Annotated in this window: 20 protein-coding genes; 11 read left to right on the top strand and 9 right to left on the bottom strand. The window is 34.4% G+C overall.

Going from position 1 to position 18,686, the window contains the following annotated elements; genetic code table 11:
• Nucleotides 1-6: 6 nt before the first annotated feature.
• Both C245_RS0119595 and C245_RS0119590 read right to left on the bottom strand, forming a co-directional pair.
• Entirely contained in the window at nt 7-720 is a 714-nt protein-coding gene (locus tag C245_RS0119595) for a polysaccharide deacetylase family protein (RefSeq protein WP_026110173.1), read from the bottom strand.
• A 314-nt stretch (nt 721-1,034) separates the two neighbouring features.
• Complete coding sequence (locus tag C245_RS0119590; protein WP_017498316.1) at nt 1,035-1,784, bottom strand: glycosyltransferase family 2 protein; 750 nt, start codon at nt 1,782-1,784, stop codon at nt 1,035-1,037.
• 126 nt (nt 1,785-1,910) lie between these two features.
• Here C245_RS0119590 and C245_RS0119585 point away from each other — a divergent pair, with 126 nt between their 5' ends.
• Together C245_RS0119585 and C245_RS0119580 are read left to right on the top strand one after the other, a co-directional pair.
• The gene (locus C245_RS0119585; RefSeq protein ID WP_017498315.1) at nt 1,911-2,975 is read left to right on the top strand and encodes a glycosyltransferase family 9 protein; all 1,065 of its coding nucleotides are present in this window, start codon (nt 1,911-1,913) and stop codon (nt 2,973-2,975) included.
• A 2-nt stretch (nt 2,976-2,977) separates the two neighbouring features.
• Entirely contained in the window at nt 2,978-3,766 is a 789-nt protein-coding gene (locus C245_RS0119580; protein ID WP_017498314.1) for a glycosyltransferase family 2 protein, read from the top strand.
• Here C245_RS0119580 and C245_RS0119575 read toward each other — a convergent pair.
• Together C245_RS0119575 and C245_RS0119570 are read right to left on the bottom strand one after the other, a co-directional pair.
• Nucleotides 3,747-4,517: a hypothetical protein gene (locus C245_RS0119575; protein WP_017498313.1), complete on the bottom strand. Its 771-nt coding sequence runs from the start codon at nt 4,515-4,517 to the stop codon at nt 3,747-3,749. The genes C245_RS0119580 and C245_RS0119575 overlap by 20 nt on opposite strands.
• Nucleotides 4,518-4,702: 185 nt before the next feature.
• Nucleotides 4,703-5,581, bottom strand: coding sequence for a hypothetical protein (locus C245_RS0119570; protein WP_035746998.1), 879 nt, complete (start codon nt 5,579-5,581; stop codon nt 4,703-4,705).
• 52 nt (nt 5,582-5,633) lie between these two features.
• Between C245_RS0119570 and glf the strand changes: the two genes are divergently transcribed.
• From glf to C245_RS0119555, 3 genes are read left to right on the top strand one after another with little or no spacing between them, the layout of a single operon-like run.
• On the top strand, nt 5,634-6,746 hold the full coding sequence (glf, locus tag C245_RS0119565; protein ID WP_017498311.1) for a UDP-galactopyranose mutase: 1,113 nt from the start codon (nt 5,634-5,636) through the stop codon (nt 6,744-6,746).
• Nucleotides 6,739-7,503 (top strand): DUF4422 domain-containing protein, encoded by a 765-nt coding sequence (locus tag C245_RS23325; protein ID WP_017498310.1) that lies wholly within the window; start codon nt 6,739-6,741, stop codon nt 7,501-7,503. Before glf ends, C245_RS23325 begins: the two co-directional genes overlap by 8 nt.
• 1 nt (nt 7,504) lies before the next feature.
• The gene (locus tag C245_RS0119555; RefSeq protein ID WP_017498309.1) at nt 7,505-8,065 is read left to right on the top strand and encodes an L-threonylcarbamoyladenylate synthase; all 561 of its coding nucleotides are present in this window, start codon (nt 7,505-7,507) and stop codon (nt 8,063-8,065) included.
• Between the two features lie 50 nt (nt 8,066-8,115).
• Here the strand turns inward: C245_RS0119555 and C245_RS0119550 are convergent, their stop codons facing one another.
• Nucleotides 8,116-9,240 carry a cysteine desulfurase family protein gene (locus tag C245_RS0119550; RefSeq protein WP_017498308.1) on the bottom strand — a complete coding sequence of 375 codons (1,125 nt, stop codon included), beginning with the start codon at nt 9,238-9,240 and terminating at the stop codon, nt 8,116-8,118.
• Nucleotides 9,241-9,327: 87 nt separating this feature from the next.
• On the opposite strand from C245_RS0119550, the gene C245_RS0119545 reads away from it, so the two are divergent.
• Nucleotides 9,328-10,308 (top strand): hypothetical protein, encoded by a 981-nt coding sequence (locus C245_RS0119545; RefSeq protein ID WP_017498307.1) that lies wholly within the window; start codon nt 9,328-9,330, stop codon nt 10,306-10,308.
• A gap of 146 nt (nt 10,309-10,454) precedes the next feature.
• On the opposite strand, the gene C245_RS0119540 is transcribed toward C245_RS0119545, so the two are convergent.
• The 3 genes from C245_RS0119540 to C245_RS0119530 form a co-directional block, all read right to left on the bottom strand.
• Nucleotides 10,455-11,006, bottom strand: coding sequence for a Smr/MutS family protein (locus C245_RS0119540; protein ID WP_017498306.1), 552 nt, complete (start codon nt 11,004-11,006; stop codon nt 10,455-10,457).
• Nucleotides 10,996-11,181 carry a hypothetical protein gene (locus C245_RS0119535; protein ID WP_017498305.1) on the bottom strand — a complete coding sequence of 62 codons (186 nt, stop codon included), beginning with the start codon at nt 11,179-11,181 and terminating at the stop codon, nt 10,996-10,998. Before C245_RS0119535 ends, C245_RS0119540 begins: the two co-directional genes overlap by 11 nt.
• A 392-nt stretch (nt 11,182-11,573) precedes the next feature.
• Nucleotides 11,574-12,275: a DUF1003 domain-containing protein gene (locus tag C245_RS0119530; RefSeq protein ID WP_017498304.1), complete on the bottom strand. Its 702-nt coding sequence runs from the start codon at nt 12,273-12,275 to the stop codon at nt 11,574-11,576.
• 190 nt (nt 12,276-12,465) lie between these two features.
• Here C245_RS0119530 and C245_RS0119525 point away from each other — a divergent pair, with 190 nt between their 5' ends.
• Nucleotides 12,466-13,257: a serine O-acetyltransferase gene (locus C245_RS0119525; protein WP_017498303.1), complete on the top strand. Its 792-nt coding sequence runs from the start codon at nt 12,466-12,468 to the stop codon at nt 13,255-13,257.
• A gap of 1 nt (nt 13,258) precedes the next feature.
• The gene (gene cysM, locus C245_RS0119520; protein ID WP_017498302.1) at nt 13,259-14,146 is read left to right on the top strand and encodes a cysteine synthase CysM; all 888 of its coding nucleotides are present in this window, start codon (nt 13,259-13,261) and stop codon (nt 14,144-14,146) included.
• A 305-nt stretch (nt 14,147-14,451) separates the two neighbouring features.
• Here the strand turns inward: cysM and C245_RS0119515 are convergent, their stop codons facing one another.
• Entirely contained in the window at nt 14,452-15,327 is an 876-nt protein-coding gene (locus tag C245_RS0119515) for a sensor histidine kinase KdpD (protein ID WP_232424389.1), read from the bottom strand.
• 339 nt (nt 15,328-15,666) lie between these two features.
• Here C245_RS0119515 and rlmD point away from each other — a divergent pair, with 339 nt between their 5' ends.
• From rlmD to C245_RS0119500, 3 genes are read left to right on the top strand one after another with little or no spacing between them, the layout of a single operon-like run.
• Nucleotides 15,667-17,079, top strand: a complete 1,413-nt coding sequence (gene rlmD / locus C245_RS0119510) for a 23S rRNA (uracil(1939)-C(5))-methyltransferase RlmD (protein ID WP_017498300.1) — start codon at nt 15,667-15,669, stop codon at nt 17,077-17,079.
• 12 nt (nt 17,080-17,091) lie between these two features.
• Nucleotides 17,092-17,637, top strand: a complete 546-nt coding sequence (locus C245_RS0119505; protein ID WP_017498299.1) for a DUF6452 family protein — start codon at nt 17,092-17,094, stop codon at nt 17,635-17,637.
• Complete coding sequence (locus C245_RS0119500) at nt 17,609-18,424, top strand: DUF6048 family protein (protein WP_017498298.1); 816 nt, start codon at nt 17,609-17,611, stop codon at nt 18,422-18,424. The genes C245_RS0119505 and C245_RS0119500 overlap by 29 nt, the downstream gene beginning before the upstream one ends.
• Nucleotides 18,425-18,686: the final 262 nt, after the last annotated feature.

The raw sequence follows: 18,686 nt of genomic DNA, 5'->3' as shown, positions 1-18,686 counted from the left end.
CATTTTTTAAAATAATTTAAGCTTACCTATTTTCAATTTTAATTTAAATCTAAACAAACTATCTTCGCCTTTTATGTCTATTCTCTTTACCAAATAGTTATTTTTAAAGGGAAAATTATTTACTCTGTTGCCTATTCTCAAACCGTATTTTATACCGTTATCCCGCATCATATTTTCAAAAACAGCAAACTCAGAATGTTTCTTGGCATAATTCCCAAAAGGATATGCCAGAACAGGTTTTATATCTAATTGATTGTCCAAAATAAACGCATTAGATTTCGCAAAATCAGCTTCTAACTCTTCTTTAGACAACGAACTGTATCTTTTATGTTCAAAAGAGTGATATCCCAGCTCAATACAATCAGGATTCAACCCTTTTAGCTGTTCGACACTCATAATTTTTTCTTTTCCTTCGATCCAATAATCAAAATTACCAACGTAAGAAAATGGTATAAAAAAAGAAGCTTTTAAGTGGTATTTTTCAAGCAAAGGCACCGCATACAACAACTGGCACTCGGTAACATCATCAAAAGTGATTATAATGCTTTTTGAAGGAAGTTCTTTTAAATTTTCTAAATCTTTAAAATGAAATGTCGTGTAATTGTTATCGTGTAAAAATTTAAATTGTGATTCTAATTTTGCTACAGAAACACTTAAATCCACAGACTTGGCTTCGTCTTCTACAACATTATGATACATTAAAATTGGTAGCTTTGACATTCTCTCTTTTTTTAGCAAATCTATCATTAATAGTATTATTTTTCACAAAAAAAACACTTTTAAGCAAAAAAAAAGAAATGAAACAAAAAACCTTATTATTGTTAAATAAAACCTGATCTTACCCGCTTGTAAATATAAGAAAAAAACTACTTATTACAATTTTTAAAGCAAATTTACCCCTAGATATATTGCAAAAAATATATCTGACACATGCAACAATCGAAAAACCAAGCAACAACACAGCGTGAAGGACTGTGCTAGTATCTTAAAAAACGGTACTGTAATTGAAATTGTACTTCCGTTTTTATCAAATTTTATTTTAGCCTCTTTTGAAGTTTTAAAAGCTTAGCATATTTCATATAAGAAAAGAAACTCTGAATCATAGCTATCGACAACCCGTCTACACCATTAAAAATACCCTTCTTAAAAAAGTAGCATCTGATAAACGCAACAGCCCCATTAATAACTGGCTTAATTGCGGTTATTCTTTTCCCCTGATCGAACAATTGTTGTGCATGCCAACCGGAATATTGATTTTTCTTTGCAATAATCTGATCTAAAGAGTCCCAGCCGTAGTGCAAGATATGTACGGAAACTTTTTTCTCGTTTTGAGTAATTATCTTCTGATGCACCTTAGAATCAGAAGGATGTGCTGTTTGTTTATTAAAAAAGCGAACTTTTTGATCCGGATACCAGCCTGAAAAATCGATAAGTTTATCGCCAAGAAAGTTTTTTACTCTAAAACTAAAAGCATCATAGTTTCCTTCAAGATATTTTTTATCTAATATAAATTTTTCAGCATCTTTATCCAGAAACTCATCGGCATCAAGATTTAAAATCCAGTCGTTTTTACAATATGGCAATCCATGTGTACGTTGCGGGCCGTCGCCCAAAAAGGCCTGTTCAATAACTATCGCGCCTTTTTCTTTGGCAATTTCAACGGTACGATCTTTACTAAACGAATCTACTACAATTACTTCATCACACACTTTTAGTAAAGCATCTATACATTTACCAATATTTTTCTCTTCATTGAAAGTAATAACTAGACCACTAATCTGCATTTTCTTGGGGGGAATTTGTTTTTTGCAAAAATACGGCTTTTTATTCTAGTTACCTTATCTTAATCGTACGTTTGCACATTTTACAAAATTATTACTAATTTAGCCCACAAATTGAATTTTAAATAAATGAGAATATTAGTCATTCAGCAAAAAAGAATTGGAGATGTATTAACGAGCACCATAATCTGTAATAATCTAAAAACCAAATACCCGGATTCGATTATCGATTATATGTGTTACCCAAATTCTGTCGATGTACTAAAAGAGAACAAGAATATTGATAACATTATTCCTTTATCCAACAAGGTTAGAAAATCAACTCCTTCTCTGTTTAAATTTATTTTTCAAATCCGACGCAATAAATACGATGCTGTTATTGACGTTTATTCTAAGTTGGAAACTAATTTAATTACGTTGTTTTCAGGTGCAAAATATAAGGTTTCATATCGTAAATGGTACACCAAAATATGCTATAATTACACTTATGAACGCTTAGATGCTGTAGAATCAGAACACGGATTGGCCATTGAAAATCGTTTGATGCTTCTAAAGCCGTTCATTTCTGAAAAGATTACAGATGTAAAACCAAAAATCTTTTTGAAAGAATCTGAAATTGATGATGCCAAAAAACTTCTGAAAAGCTACCAGGTCGATATGGAAAAGCCATTAATCATGTTTGGAATTTTAGGAAGCGAAGTTTACAAGACATATCCTTTAGAAGGAATGGCTAAAATTATCGATTTTACAGTTACCAAAACCAACGCGACTATCATTTTTAATTATATCCCGGACCAAAAAGAACAGGCTCTCGAAGTATACAACCATTGTAGTGCCGAAACTAAAAAGCACATCGTTTTTGATTTGTACTGCACTGAACTAAGGCCTTTTCTAGCTTTACTTTCACAATGCGAAATGTTAATCGGAAATGAAGGAGGAGCCGTGAATATGGCCAAAGCACTTGAAATTCCAACCTTCTCTATATTTACACCATCTGTTAGAAAAGAGACCTGGCAAATATTTGAAAATGAAGCCAAAAACTTCTCTATTCACCTAAAAGATTTAAAACCGGAAATATACAAGCAACACACCGAACAATACATAAAAGATCATACTTTTGAGTATTACGATGAGTACCCTTTAACTTTAATGCTTGAAAAACTGGATACTTATTTTCAGGAGTATAAAAATTGAAAATGAGTGAAGAACTTATGAATACTGCTGACAGGGAAAAATTGTCCGTTTTGATTATTACGCTTAATGAAGAACAGCATATAAAATCATTACTGGGAGATATCGATTTTGCCGATGAAATCATTGTAGTAGACTCGTACAGTACCGATCGGACGCTGAGCATAATTGAATCTTTTAAAAACGTAAAAGTAATCCAGAATCCGTTCGTTAATTACACTTCACAACGTAATTTTGCGATTGATCAGGCAAAAAACTCCTGGATCTTATTCATCGATGCCGATGAAAGATTAACTCCGGAACTAAAACTGGAAATCGCAGCCACCATCAATCAAAAAGATGCGGCAAGTGCCTATTTCATTTATCGAACTTTTATGTTCAAAAGCCGCAAGCTTCATTTTAGCGGCTGGCAAACGGATAAAATTTTCAGACTTTTTAATAAAACAAACTGTCGATACAATCAGGACAGAATGGTACATGAAAAACTGATCGTGAACGGACCGATTTCAACATTAAAAAACAAAATCATTCATTTCTCTTATACTTCTTATACTGACTACAAAGCAAAAATGTACAGTTACGGAGTTTTAAAGGCCAATGAAAAACAAAAAAAAGGACAGAAATCATCTCGTTTACTGATGATTTTCCATCCTGTTTATACTTTTCTGTATCAGTTTTTAGTTCGTTTGGGCTTTTTAGACGGAGCCAAAGGAATCACGATATGCTATCTAAATGCTTACAGCGTTTTTATCCGCTATAAAGAACTGGCCCGAATTACTTCTTCCAGAATTTAAGTTTCTTTTTCAAACGCTTTTTTCTGTAAAACTTCTCCTGAAAATCAGCAGTATATTTCCATAAAGTTTCAAATATTCTTTGTTCCGATTCTTCTTTATAAAACTTTGCATACTCGTTACTCATAACCGCTACCATCTCTTTTAAAGGGGTTAGGCGACACAGATTCTTCATACGCATTTCAAAACTCATTGATTCATGAAATTCCATTCGGTTTAAATCGACCAAAAAGAACTCATAATTTCCGTCCTGTTTCTTCTTAATAAGCGTATTTCCCGGGGAGTGATCTAAAAATTCAATTCCTTTCTCATGAAGACCAAAACTAAACCTTGTAAATTGTCTTAAGATATTGTCATGATCCGGGTAATCCGGAATTTCTACAAGCTCTCTATAGGTTAAATCAGTTGTCAGATGCTCACTCGCATAATAACTGTCTCTCAGACCTAAAAAATTAAAGTTCTCTAAAAATGCTATGGGTTGTGGAGTTCCAATACCTCTTTCTAACAAAATTGTAGCATATTCGTAAGAACGTCTTGCCTTTGATTTTCTAAAATAGCGGTAAGCAACTTTGTTGATTAAATTCGGAATTTTAAAGGATTTAATGTTGATTTTTTTCTCCTCAAGATCAAACAACTTAATAACATTTCGGTCTCCATTCCCAAACAACTCACCTGAAGTATTAAAATTTTTAATACAAGTCAGAATATCTCTGGAACTTTTTACTGCTGTTGAAAATCTAAATTTTGAGATCATTAACTATAACTTTGATATTAATTTATTACCCATTTCCAATGCTCAATTGTTTATTTTATTCAAACCAAAGCATCAAAAAGCAGTTCAATAGTCTGCAATTCTAAGAGGTAAATGGAAGGAAGCAAAAATAACCTTAATAATTAAGAAAAATGGATTATGAGAGCAAAAACGAAATAAAAATTACCTTATGCCTTTTTTTTCTTCAGTGAATATTTCAGCCACTGTCCGAAATTTTTAAAATAGAGATTGAACTTAGGTACATTCAGTCTTTTTTCTTTCTCAATAATCTCCTTTATCTGAGGGATGCTTTTAGTCGAGAAGAATCCCAATTTCTTCCATCTTTTAGGCTGTAAATAATAAAAATCTTTGTACTCTTTATAATTGTTTTCATTTACAACAAGCCATTTATCCAAAAATCCCTTATCTACATCAACATTATGCCCCCAATTGTCCAGCTTAAAACGTAAATCGGCTTCAGTTCTTGACAAGGATTCATGCAAGACAATATTATTGGTATAAATTTGACGTTCTTTGATTCTGCGTCCGCTTTTATAATTAGGATAGTTTGTCGCAAAAATTGCTTTCAGCGGTTTATCTACATATAAAATACCCTGATCTGTATATTTATAAAGCATAACCCAGAAAGCACATATTTGAATAGGATGTTTTTCGGGATTGATAAGATAGGAATCGTATCGTCTTAAATCTGAAACGAACTTTTTAAAATCAACAAAATACTCGTCGCAATCTACCTGAACAATCCAGTTCCCAATTCCCATTTTTTCAGCGAGCATTTTTCGCTCTCTGATTTCACATTCCATTGTAGTTAAGGTTGGAACATAAAAATCATCTTCATAAATCACCACCTTTTTATCAACGTCAAAATTCTTAATCCACTCAAAAAAAGAATCATCGATCGTAAAGCTTCCGCCATTCCAGGTATTTCTATTTTTATCAATGGCGACAAAAACCGCATCTGCATCATTATACACTGTTGGAAGTGATGTTTTTAACAACTCATAATCATACGAAACCAGATACCCTACTTGTATTTTTCCTGCCATTTTTACTTTTGTAATTTGTTGCAATTTACTAATTAATCTCTACTTTTGCATCATGAAAAAGCAATATGACTATTTAATAATTGGATCAGGTCTCTATGGCAGCGTGTTCGCTCACGAAGCAAAAAAAGCAGGTAAAAAATGCCTGGTAATTGACAAAAGAGACCATATAGGAGGAAATGTATATTGCGAAAATATCGAAGGAATTAATGTTCATAAATATGGTGCACATATATTTCATACCAACGATAAAGCAATATGGGATTATGTGAATCAATTTGTTGAATTCAACAACTTTACCAATTCTCCAATGTCACTTTCTAAAGGTAAGATGTACAATTTACCTTTTAACATGAATACTTTCTACCAGCTTTGGGGAACTAAAACACCTCAGGAAGCCAAAGCAAAAATAGAGGAGCAAGTAGCTGCTTATGGAGTAAAAGACCCTAAAAATCTGGAAGAACAAGCACTAAGCCTTGTTGGTAAAGACATCTACGATTATTTTATAAAAGAATATACTGAAAAACAGTGGGGAAGAAAAGCCACTGAATTACCCGCTTTTATCATAAAAAGACTTCCGGTTAGATTCACTTTTGACAATAACTATTTTAATGATACTTATCAGGGAATCCCTATTGGCGGTTACAATAAATTAATTAACAAATTATTAGACGGAATTGAAGTGGTAACCAATACCAATTACTTTTCAGACCGAACAAAATTTGACGGACTTGCTGATAAAATTGTGTATTCCGGAAAGATTGACGAGTATTTCGATTACAAATTAGGAGTTCTGGAATACAGATCTCTACAATTTGACAACGAAGTTCTTGATACTGATAATTTTCAAGGAAATGCTGTTGTTAATTACAACGACGCCAGCTATCCTTTTACCCGAATAATTGAGCACAAACATTTTGAATTTGGCAAACAAAGCAAAACGGTTATTACAAAAGAATATCCATGCGAATGGAACCCGTCTAACGAAGCGTTTTACCCTATAAACGATGCTAAAAATCAAGCCTTGTTTGAAGAGTACAAAAAACTGTCTTTAGAAGAAAAGAATGTAATATTTGGAGGAAGATTATCCGAATACAGATATTATGACATGCATCAGATAATTGCCATAGCTTTAAAAAGATCTAAAACAGAACTGAATAATGATTAAGATTTTTATCGTAACTCATAAAGAAAACCCTGTATTATCCAATGATATTCTGGTTCCGATTCAGGTGGGAACAAATCCATCAATCACTGATACTATCTTAAGAGACAATACTCAGGACAATATCGGAAACAAAAACAGCAACTATTGTGAATTGACAGCTGCTTACTGGATTTGGAAAAACGAAAAAAAGGCTGATTACGTGGGTATTTGCCATTACAGAAGATACCTTAACTTTTACAACGACTGGTACAACTTAAAACCTTCTGCACAGAAAAAAATCACAACTGAAAATTTCAAAAATACTAAGCTATTCAATGCCTCTTCTAAAAAACTAGAGAAAAAAATAGCTTCAATTCTTTCGGAATATGATGTAATTCTATGCCGACCTTATAAGTTCAAAAAAGGATCTTTGACCGATAACTACTGTGAGGAACACCGAAAAGAGGATTGGGACCTAACCAAACAAATCATTTTGGAAAAATATCCGGAATATAAAGACAGTATTACCTCATTTCTGGACGAAGGAACCCTTTTTCACATGGGAAATATGATGGTTAGCTCAAAAGAGAAATTCGACAACTATTACGCCTGGCTTTTCTCGATTTTATTTGAACTTGAATCCAGAGTTACAATCCCGGAAGATGCTTATCAGGCCCGAATTTTTGGTTTTATTTCAGAAAGACTAATCAATCTTTATATGTATCACCATAAGTTTAAAATTAAAGGAGTTCCATCATACAAAATAATTGACTTGTAATATGAACGAAGAAATAATCAAAGCGTACGAAGTCATAAAAGAAGGAGGAATCATTCTCTACCCTACTGATACCGTATGGGGAATTGGCTGTGACGCAACAAATCCTGAGGCTGTTGCCAAAATATACAAACTCAAACAACGTGCTGAAACACAAAGCATGATTGTATTGATGAATGGCGAAAAAATGATGTACAATGTATTTAAAAACATCCCTGAAGTAGCCTGGCAAATTTTAGATTTATCTGAAAAACCAACCACTTTAATTCTGGATGAGCCCCGTAATGTCGCTCCAAATATCATAGCTGCCGATAATTCGCTTGCTGTTCGTCTGGTAAAGGAACCGTTCTGTTTTAAATTATTGGAACGAATGAAAAAACCGCTGGTTTCAACTTCAGCTAATATTTCGGGACAACCTACTCCTATTGGCTTCAAAGACATCAATCCGGAAATTGTAAAAGGCGTTGATTATGTAGTAAATCTGTATCACGACAGAATTGCCGGAAAACCATCAACCATTATAAAGCTCACTAATGATTCACAGGTAAAAGTGATTCGTAAATAATCTTTTTGTTTCAGGTTTCAAATTCTACACGAAACCTGAAACTTGAAACTTTAAACACCTTTTAAACTCTCAATCAACCAGTCAATATCTTCTTTGGTATTAAAATGACTAAATGAAATTCGGAGATTTGGTAATTTTAAATCAGCTTCCGAAAGCATTTCTTTCAAAACATGCGACGGTTTCACACTCCCCGACTGACAGGCACTGCCTCTGGAAACAGCTATTCCTTTCATATCTAAACTAAACAAAAGCATCGAAGTCTTATCTGCTGAGAAAGGCAGAATAACATTGATGATGTTGTAAAAATCATCCTTCTTTCCATTGATTCTGAAACCCGGAAAATGAGCTTCAAATTGCTCAATAAGATAGGTTTTCAAGCTTAAAATATAATTTCTTTCAACACCTAAATTCTCATAGGAAAGAGACAATGCTTTCGCCATTCCGGCAATCTGATGCACGGCTTCTGTACCAGCACGCAAGCCTTTTTCCTGCTCTCCTCCAAAAATCAAAGGCTGTAATCCTGAGTTTTTTCGAACAAATGCAAACCCAACTCCTTTTGGACCGTGAAATTTATGCGCACTTGCTACGATAAAATCAACAGGGATTTTTTGCAGATCGATCTCCGTTTTTCCAACAGACTGAACAGTATCCGAATGAAACAAAGCATGATACTGCTTACAAATTACACCAACTCTTTCCAGATCCAAAATAGCTCCGGTTTCGTTGTTTACATGCATCAAACTGACAATTGTCTTTTTGTCTTCTGCTAATAAATTGGACAAATGGGTTAAATCAATACTTCCATCGGGATTTACATTTACGTAATCCACCTGAACATTATATTCAGATTCTAAAACCAATGCCGTATGCAATACAGCATGATGCTCGATTCTGGTTGTAATAATGCGTTCTACTTTAAGATCTTCCACCGCCGAACGAAGAATCCAATTATCAGCCTCAGTTCCTCCTGAGGTGAAAATAATCTCCTGTGCCGCACAATTTAAATGTTTCGCAATACTTTTTCTGGAAAGCTCTAAAATGGTCTTTCCGTTCCTTCCGAAACTGTGTGTAGAAGAGGGATTTCCAAAATCTTCAGTCATTACTTTCAACATTTCCTGAATCACTTCAGGACGCATAGCGGTTGTAGAGGCGTTATCGAGGTATACTTTTTTCATCCCTGCAAAGTTAAGAAATATCAATTGTCAAATCTTGAATATCATTTGCCAAATTTTTCACTATTTTTGACCTCAAATAAAATTACGATGAAAAAATATGCAAGCCTTCTCTTCTTTGCGCTTTTATTAAACGGATGCGATGATGGAGATTTAGTGGTTGATACAATTGACTTTAGTGATCCTAGTATTACAGCAGCAACCTGCAATACTACAACCAACAGTCTTATATACAAACTTAAAAAACAGGAATCGCTGTTAATTCAATTACCGCCTAATACCCTTACGAACGACGCAACGGTACCTGGCAAACCATTGACTTACGACATTAACAACACTACAACACGTGTAGTATACAGAGCTTATAATGGCCAGGTAGCTATTGACAATATTTGTGGCGCAATACCGCCAACGACACCTGCTGTAACAGAAGAATGGCAGGCTACTGCCGGAAAAATTGTCGATATCAGTACGGCAGCTATCACAGATAATCCTGATGGAAGTTCTACAATTACAGGATATAATCACAATCTCGTTTTTCAGAACATTACTTTTTTAAAACCCGCAGGACCACAAGTAGAAGCAGAATACCCTTTTGGTACTTTCAAAACTACTTACAACTCTCCAAATGCTACTTTTCTGGGAGTTGTCAGACAATGTTCAACCTCAAAACAACTGTACAATTTTAGCGCCTCAACTGCCATCACAATTGACAGTATCGATCCTAAACTACTCGAAAACGTAGTTACCCCCTCCAACCAGCCTAAAACAGGTTTAATTGGTACTACATTAAACAAAGTTTTACTGCGTACTTATAACGACGGCTCCCTAACTCAAGACTATTTTTGTGCTTCGCCCTTACCTACTAAACCAACTGTAAACGAAATATGGATTGCAGACAATGGTGAACAAAATGTAAGTGGAACTATCGAAGTTACTACTTCACTTGTGGGAAGTACTTATTTCCATAAGATTGTTCTTAAAGGCGTAAGATTTACAAGAGCCAACAGTAGTTTTAAATTACCAACTATTTACAATTACGGAATTCTTGAGGTATCGACTACACCATAAAAGGTAATTTCAAAACAAGTTCACAGCTGTTTTATTTCCTACAAAAAACGTCCGTTTTTCTAAACCGGTTTCACTAGAAATCCAGAAAGAAAAACGGACGTTTTTTTTATGCCCTAAATCCAATATTTTACGATCGAAATAAGCTCTTATTTCTGATTTTGTCTAAAATAAACTTCAGTTGCTCCTAAGCCGTATTTTTGATAATTAGCATCCTGAAAATCTATTCCGTCGTAACGACCCAATAAAAAATCAAGTTCCGCTTTTAGAATTCCTTCACCAACACCATGAATAAAAACAATTTTAGGGATACGATTTCTGATCGCAAATTCAATATGTCTTTTTGCTGTTTCAGTCTGTAAAGTCAAAATATCGTAGTTAGACATTCCGCGTTTATTAGGAACCAGTTTTTCGATATGCAGATCAAACTCAGGAGCCGAAATTTCACGTTTATCTTTCTTTTCTTTCACAAAACTTCGCGGTTTTGGCTCTGTTTTTTCTTTTGAAATCTCATCTAAATCAATTCTTTTAATAGAATTCATTAAATTACTGGAATCCTGAATTTTAAGTAATTCATTGACAAAAAATGTCATCATAAATCCATCCTCAGTTTCGATCAAAACCTCCTTGTTTTTCACCGAAACTACCGTTCCGTTTATGGCTTCATCTAAGACTGAAACCTTATCTCCTTTAGTCAACATCCTGCTCTTCTTTATCTTGGTTTTTACTCGGTGTTTTTGCACTCAACTGCATCATTCCATACATGAAAACCGCAATGGCAATTACCATAATATAGATGTTTTTTTCTGCTGAAACCTGCTCGTATAACGCAACCGAAATGGCAAGAATCATTATTAAAATTTTAAACGCTTTCATTTTTTATAAGTATTGAAAGTTCAAAAATAGGAAACTTTAAAATAGTAACACTACCCCTCACCAACTGTCCTTATTAATTCTTGTATGATTATAGAAAAAAGAAATCTCCTAATTTGAAAAAACAGTATTGCTGCCATGTATTAAATCTTGCTTCTTTTGTAATGAGATTCAAAAGATTTTCGCTCTTTTCTATTCTTACTTTTTCAGCACTATATTTTCAGTAAATTCAAAACACAATTCAATTCAGAAGTCGTCCCTTTTTTCTAAAACTATTTTCCTCTTTGCATCAAAAAATTAAAATTCAACTACTCTGAAAACCCTAAATTCTTTCCACAAGAAAAACACTCTTTTTAACTTTTTAGAATCTCTTCAATAGATTATTTTTGTAAGAATCATTTCTTAATCTTATCCAAAATATCGTTCATCATTTCGATTTGAACTTTTTGAATTTCGATCAACTCCTGTTGCTGATGCATGATCAAATGATCGATTTTATCATGAATCATTCTGATCTCTAATTCCGATTTAAGATTGATCATATAATCTTTCTTAGCACGATTTCGATCCTTCTCCTCCTGACGATTCTGACTCATCATGATTACCGGTGCCTGCAGTGCAGCTATACAGGACAGAATCAAATTGAGTAAAATAAACGGATAGGGATCAAAACCTTTGTTGACCAAAATAAAAACATTCGCTCCAATCCAAACTACAATAAAGATCAGGAAAGAAATGATAAACGTCCAGCTTCCGCCAAAATCTGCCACCTGATCTGCGACTCTCTGACCTAAATTTCTGGTTTCCGGCTCATCTTCAGCAATACTAACAATCGACTTATCTTCTTTTAACGAAGAAAGAACACTTTGTTCAAGATCCGAAAGCACTCCAATTTCAGTTGACAAATAGTTCGAAATATACCTCTGACGGTATTCATTTAATTCTTTCACAGCAATACAATCCTCATCGCTAAAAGAAGGATGATCTTTAATAATCAATCCTAAAATAGGGTCGTGTATCGATTTTCCATAAATTTTATCGCTTTCAGGAAAGGAAATATCAGAAATAGCGCTTTTAAAAGTGGAGTTGTTTTTCATTTTTACAATTTTTAACTGCTAATTTACACATTTAACTGCTTAAGAATTACATAAAAAACAGCGGTTTACATTTCTTTTATTTATCACAAATAGCGCTTTCAAAAGAAAATTTCTTTGTAGAATTCATGCCTTTATTTACAAAAAACACCTTACTTTTAGCGTTTCTTAGTATTCATTCAATTTTACCATTTTGACAAAAGATTCTATCATACAAAACATAAAAGCTTTAAAAAGTCATTCAAGCATAAATTACGGCATCAAAACCAAAACAGAAGATTTTACCGAGAAGCTTTTTTATACTCTTTTTGATTCCAATGCAGCTTTAGACAAAAGCATCCAAGAACTGGAAATTCGTTTTAAAGAAATTGCTGTTCTGGCCTGTAAAAAATCTGAAAATTCGTGTGATGCAATGTGGGATCGTTTTTTGGAAAAATTACCCGGAGTTCTGGAAAAACTAAATCAGGATGCCGAATACATCCTTGAAAATGATCCGGCATCGAACAGCATTGATGAAGTTTATTTGGGATATCCCGGATTTTACGCGATCGCCATTTACCGACTAAGTCACGAATTGTATCGCCTAGATCTATTACTTTTCTCGAGATTGATGAGTGAGTATGCCCATCGAATTACAGGAACCGACATTCATGCTGGAGCTGAGATTGCTTCTCCCTTTTTTATCGATCATGCTACGGGAATTGTAATTGGAGAAACTACTGTAATTAAAAAACATGTAAAAATTTATCAGGGTGTTACTTTAGGAGCTCTGAGCGTTAGTAAAGAAATGAAAAACGCCAAAAGACACCCAACTGTAGAAGCAAACGTTTGCATTTATGCCAATGCTACTATTTTGGGAGGCGAAACCATTATTGGAAAAAACAGTATTGTAGGCGGAAATGCATGGATCACCAAATCTATCCCTGAAGATTCAATCGTTTTAAACACCACTACAACCGAAGTTAAAATAAAAGAAAAAAAATAAAATGGGTCCACAGAAATTGCTTAACCTAATTGGAAACACTCCGTTAATGGAAACCGTCAATTTGGTTAAAAATAAAAACGTAAAACTTTTACTGAAACTTGAAGGTAATAATCCCGGAGGAAGTGTAAAAGACAGAGCGGCATACAACATGATTGCTTCGGCTATTGAAAGAGGTGATATTAAAAAAGGCGACAAACTAATTGAAGCTACCAGCGGAAATACAGGAATTGCTTTGGCAATGATTGCACAATTGTTTCAAATTGAAATCGAATTGGTTTTACCTGAAGATTCTACAAAAGAACGAACTCAAACCATGCGTGCTTATGGCGCCACAGTTATTTTAACGCCCGCTAGTGAAGGAATTATTGGTTCGAGGGACTATGCCGACAAAAAGGTCGCTCAGGGCGGTTATTTGATGCTAAATCAGTTTGCAAATGATGACAACTGGAAAGCACATTACAAAACCACAGGTCCGGAAATCTGGAACGATACAGAAGGAACGGTAACCCATTTTGTTTCAGCAATGGGAACTACGGGAACTATTATTGGGACTTCGACCTATTTAAAAGAGAAAAACACCAACATTCAAATCATCGGGGCCCAACCTAGTGACGGATCTCAAATTCCGGGAATTAGAAAATGGCCGCAGGAATATTTACCGAAAATTTTTGATGCCTCGAAAGTAGATACTGTTATCGATGTAAGCGAAGAAGAAGCCAGAAAGATGACTAAAAGACTTGCTCTTGAAGAAGGTGTCTTTGCCGGAATGAGTAGCGGAGGATCTGTAGCTGTTGCTTTAAAAATTGCCGAGCAACTGGAATCGGGAGTTATTGTTGCCGTGATTTGTGATCGTGGTGATCGTTATTTGTCTTCTGATTTATTTGACTAAAAACAACTTTATGGTTCTGAATTGAAATACTTTTATTCGAAAATAAGATTCGTTCAGAACCATAAATTATAAATTCGGCATAACAACGTCTCAAATTTTCACGCGGATAAAACGAATTCGCTAAAGTGAAAACGCAAATTGACACGGATTTATTTTTTATGAATTTTATAAAGAAGTTTTTAAAATTGAGCTCAGAAGGAACGAAATAACTATAGACAATTTTCCCCTGTGACAAAACAGCTCCGGAGTAGCGTTACATATCAATCCGTATCATAGAATCTTAACAATAAACAACAAACCAAAAACTACAATTCAAACTCAATTCTAAATTCAGCACCTTTATTTCTGCCCTCACTGGTTGCGGTTAATTTGCCTTTATTCTTCTCAATTATTTTTTTACAGAGATACAGACCAATTCCGGTCGAAGATTCATTAGCGGTACCCAATCGGCTCATTTTTGTGAATTTTTTAAAGAGCTCATCAATCTGATTTTTATCAAAACCAATTCCATTATCCGTAACGGTTACAATGAATTTTGAATCTTCGGTGTAAATTCTCACTTTAACCTCACTGTCAAAATAAGAGAATTTAACCGCATTACTAATCAAATTCACTAAAACCTGAACCAATAAACCTTCGTCAATTCTCAGTTTTGCCTCCACAAGTTCTAAATTCAGACTTAATTTAATATTCTTATCAATCAGGCGTTGTTCAACCTGTTCATTGATAAAAGGCAAAATATTAGGAAAAGTTATCATTCTGATCTCTAAATTTCCTTTCACTACCCGATCTTGTTCTTGCAATAATTTAATGAAGTTTTCAATATATCGAAACTGTAGATTGGTAGATTCACAAATCAATTCTGCCAATTGTCGAACTGATTCTGATGGATTTTCACTTATAATCAATCGCGCCAGTCCCTGAGGATTTCCTGCAAAGTTTTTCAAATCATGTGAAAGCATATAAATCAAATCCTGTTTTTCATTGATAAAACTTTCTGATTCATAGATTGATTCCTGAATGTTGCACAAAAGCAAACCTGCTTCATCACTATATTCTGTAGGCAAAATAGACAATCTTCTATTGTGTCTGTAATCGTCTAAGGCTTTTGAGGCTATTGAAATGGGTTTTATTAAATGATTTAAAACCAAAAGCGTCACTAATGTCGCCAATAATGTCATAACCAAAGAAAAAATCAAAATTGAGGTAGCCGAAACACTGTGATTATTATAATATAGCACAAAAAATAAAATTCCTATCAGAGGGATATGTATACCTATAAAAGCAACAAACAAAAATTTGAAAGCATAGCTTTTCTTTAAAAAGCCAATTTGAGACAGATTATGATACAACTTCATAAAGGACAACAATACTAATAGGTTATAAAAAATGCAGTATTCGGGGCGATTGTTATAAACAAAGTTAACTTTTAAACTTGATTAAACCACTAAATTAGGCAATTTGATAAAATATTTTAAAAATTAAATTTATAAAAGTTTACAAACTCTTATTTTTGCGCTATGGGAAGAAAAAATACAGACAAAATTGTCTTTCATCAAATTCAGGTTCTTGATGCAGGAGCAAAAGGAGTATCAGTAGCAAAGGCTCCTGACGGAAAAGTAATCTTTATTCCGAATGTCGTTCCTGGCGATGTAGTAGACGTACAAACCTTTAAGAAAAGAAAAGCCTATTATGAAGGCAAAGCCGTAAAATTTCACGAATTATCAGAGCATCGTATTGAGCCAATCTGCGATCATTTTGGTGTTTGTGGAGGATGCAAATGGCAAAATATGAAATACAGCCAACAGCTGTATTACAAACAAAATGAAGTAAAAAATCACTTACAACGTATCGGAAAAGTAGAACTTCCTGAATTTGAAACCATTTTAGGTTCTGAAAAACAGTTTTTCTACAGAAACAAAATGGAATTTTCATTTTCTAACAGCCGTTGGTTAACCGAGAAAGAAATTGGAAGTACTGAGGATTTAGGAAACCGAAATGCTTTAGGATTTCATATCCCGAAAATGTGGGACAAAATTCTGGACATTCAAAAATGTCATTTACAGGAAGATCCTTCAAATGCTATCAGAAATGAGATCAGAGCTTTTGCCAACGAACACAACATGGCTTTCTTCAATCCAAGAGAGCATTCCGGTTTATTGAGAACGGTAATGATTCGTACGGTATCTACTGGTGAAATTATGGTTTTGATCCAGTTTTTTGAGGATGATCAAAAAAACCGTGAACTGATTTTAGATCACCTTTACGAGAAGTTTCCGCAGATTACCTCGTTACAATACGTGATAAATGCTAAGCAAAACGATACTATTTACGATCAGGATATCAAACTGTACAAAGGAAGAGACTATATACTGGAAGAAATGGAAGGTTTGAAATTTAGTATCAACGCTAAATCTTTCTACCAGACTAATTCAGATCAGGCCTACGAGTTGTATAAAATAACACGTGATTTCGCAGGGCTTACAGGAAACGAAACGGTTTATGACTTGTATACCGGAACGGGAACTATTGCGCAATTTGTCTCAAAAAAGGCGAAAAAAGTAATTGGTGTTGAAAGTGTTCCTGAAGCTATTTTAGACGCTAAAGCAAATGCAGAGCGCAATAATATTACCAATTGTGAGTTTTTTGTTGGTGACATGAAAGTTGTTTTCAACGAAGCCTTTATCGCTCAGCACGGAAAACCGGATGTGATCATTACAGATCCGCCAAGAGACGGTATGCATGCTGCGGTTGTTGACCAAATTTTGAAGATTGCTCCTAAAAAAGTCGTTTATGTGAGCTGTAATTCAGCAACTCAGGCACGTGATTTGGCTTTAATGGACGAAAAATACAAAGTAACCCGTGTGAGACCGGTCGATATGTTTCCGCAAACGCACCATGTCGAAAATGTTGTACTTTTAGAACTTCGATAACAAAATATTTAAATGAAAAAAATAATCTCTCTTTTACTAATTTTCACCTTTGGTTTGTCCAGTTGTGAAAAAGATGACATTTGTGATGCCAGTACACCAACAACTCCGAGACTGGTAATTACATTTTATAAAGATGCCGAACCTACCGTAAAAGAAAATGTAATAAATCTGAGAGTAATTGGAGAGAAGGAAGCTAAAGGAATTGTTTTCAACAAAACTATAACAGACGTGGATAATCCTTTACGATATGTAACCAATTCCAATACGATCTCGATACCCTTGAAAACAGACCAGAATACCACCACATATGATTTTATTTATAACTCTTTGAGTACCAATCCTGCTGCAATAAACACAGACAGAATAACTTTTAATTATACGCATCAGGATGTTTATGTATCAAGAGCTTGTGGTTTCAAAACCATTTTTACCCTTCCTGAAATAGGTCCTTTTGTGCGAACTGATTCAGGAGGTGATGGATTATGGATAAAACAAATTTTTGTAAAAAAGTTTAATATCGAACTTGAAAATGAAACACACATTGAAATATATCTATAGTTTTTGTCTGCTGTTTTCAATATTTCTGGGTCAGGCTCAGGAAACATCGGATACAGCTGCACCCAAGGAGATCGTTAAAACAAAACCGAAAACCCAGACGGCTAAACCTGCTGTTAAGGAAACTAAGCAGGATAGCATCAAAACGGATCGTTACGGGCTTCGTGTGGGGGTAGATTTGTACAAATTAACCCGTGGATTTTACGACAAGAATTATAAAGGTATTGAGGTTACAGGTGATTTTCGTCTGACCAAAAAATACTATCTGGCTGCCGAACTTGGTTTTGAAGACAAAACTACTGACGATGACCGATTAAATACTACCACTACCGGAACTTACATCAAAGGAGGTTTTGATTACAATTTGTACCAAAACTGGCTGGATATGGAAAATTTAATCACCATTGGACTTCGAGGCGGTTTCAGTACTTTTAGCCAGCAATTGAATACCTATAAAATTTACAACCCAAATCCGTACTGGGGAGAGCAGCCTGCAATTGTTTCCGGTCAGAAATACAATGGTCTTACAGCCGGCTGGGTTGAAGTTGCACTGGGAATAAAAGCAAAAGTTTTCAATAATGTATTTGTTGGTTTTGGCGTTCAGCTGAAGCTTTTAGCGGCCAACCAAAAACCTTCGGGATTTGATAATCTTTACATTCCGGGTTTCAACAGAACGTATGATGGCAGCTTCGGGATTGGTTTTAACTATACCGTTTCTTATTTCATTCCGCTTTACAAGAAAAAGACAATCATTCCTGAAACCATAAAAAAGGAAACTATTAGAAAATAATAAATTCCAAATTTTAAAAATTCCAAATTCCAAACCGTGCAATAGGTACTGTTTGGAATTTGTTTTTTATACCTAAAACCTGTCTTCGACTTCGCTCAGACAGACAGCTTCGACTTCGCTCAGGCAGACAGCTTCGACTCTGTTAAAATTGGTACCTTCAACTCTACTCAGGCAAACACCTTCGACTTCGGCCAAACTGGCACTACAGGATTAAAAGACAAAAAGTACTAAAAAAGAAAAACTCCAAATACTAATACTATTT

It is taken from the genome of Flavobacterium sp. WG21 (assembly GCF_000335775.1).
Lineage (GTDB): Bacteria > Bacteroidota > Bacteroidia > Flavobacteriales > Flavobacteriaceae > Flavobacterium > Flavobacterium tructae.
This window is presented reverse-complemented; position numbering and strand designations above follow the sequence as displayed.

Bases quoted from the DNA above. Each gene is read 5' to 3' on its own strand.
- C245_RS23325 (WP_017498310.1), top strand. From the start codon at position 6,739: ATGATTAAGATTTTTATCGTAACTCATAAAGAAAACCCTGTATTATCC.
- C245_RS0119555 (WP_017498309.1), top strand. From the start codon at position 7,505: ATGAACGAAGAAATAATCAAAGCGTACGAAGTCATAAAAGAAGGAGGA.
- cysM (WP_017498302.1), top strand. From the start codon at position 13,259: ATGGGTCCACAGAAATTGCTTAACCTAATTGGAAACACTCCGTTAATG.
- C245_RS0119545 (WP_017498307.1), top strand. From the start codon at position 9,328: ATGAAAAAATATGCAAGCCTTCTCTTCTTTGCGCTTTTATTAAACGGA.
- glf (WP_017498311.1), top strand. From the start codon at position 5,634: ATGAAAAAGCAATATGACTATTTAATAATTGGATCAGGTCTCTATGGC.
- C245_RS0119540 (WP_017498306.1), bottom strand. From the start codon at position 11,006: ATGTTGACTAAAGGAGATAAGGTTTCAGTCTTAGATGAAGCCATAAAC.
- rlmD (WP_017498300.1), top strand. From the start codon at position 15,667: ATGGGAAGAAAAAATACAGACAAAATTGTCTTTCATCAAATTCAGGTT.
- C245_RS0119590 (WP_017498316.1), bottom strand. From the start codon at position 1,784: ATGCAGATTAGTGGTCTAGTTATTACTTTCAATGAAGAGAAAAATATT.
- C245_RS0119505 (WP_017498299.1), top strand. From the start codon at position 17,092: ATGAAAAAAATAATCTCTCTTTTACTAATTTTCACCTTTGGTTTGTCC.
- C245_RS0119575 (WP_017498313.1), bottom strand. From the start codon at position 4,517: ATGATCTCAAAATTTAGATTTTCAACAGCAGTAAAAAGTTCCAGAGAT.
- C245_RS0119580 (WP_017498314.1), top strand. From the start codon at position 2,978: ATGAGTGAAGAACTTATGAATACTGCTGACAGGGAAAAATTGTCCGTT.
- C245_RS0119500 (WP_017498298.1), top strand. From the start codon at position 17,609: ATGAAACACACATTGAAATATATCTATAGTTTTTGTCTGCTGTTTTCA.
- C245_RS0119585 (WP_017498315.1), top strand. From the start codon at position 1,911: ATGAGAATATTAGTCATTCAGCAAAAAAGAATTGGAGATGTATTAACG.
- C245_RS0119595 (WP_026110173.1), bottom strand. From the start codon at position 720: ATGTCAAAGCTACCAATTTTAATGTATCATAATGTTGTAGAAGACGAA.
- C245_RS0119530 (WP_017498304.1), bottom strand. From the start codon at position 12,275: ATGAAAAACAACTCCACTTTTAAAAGCGCTATTTCTGATATTTCCTTT.
- C245_RS0119535 (WP_017498305.1), bottom strand. From the start codon at position 11,181: ATGAAAGCGTTTAAAATTTTAATAATGATTCTTGCCATTTCGGTTGCG.
- C245_RS0119550 (WP_017498308.1), bottom strand. From the start codon at position 9,240: ATGAAAAAAGTATACCTCGATAACGCCTCTACAACCGCTATGCGTCCT.
- C245_RS0119515 (WP_232424389.1), bottom strand. From the start codon at position 15,327: ATGACATTATTGGCGACATTAGTGACGCTTTTGGTTTTAAATCATTTA.
- C245_RS0119570 (WP_035746998.1), bottom strand. From the start codon at position 5,581: ATGGCAGGAAAAATACAAGTAGGGTATCTGGTTTCGTATGATTATGAG.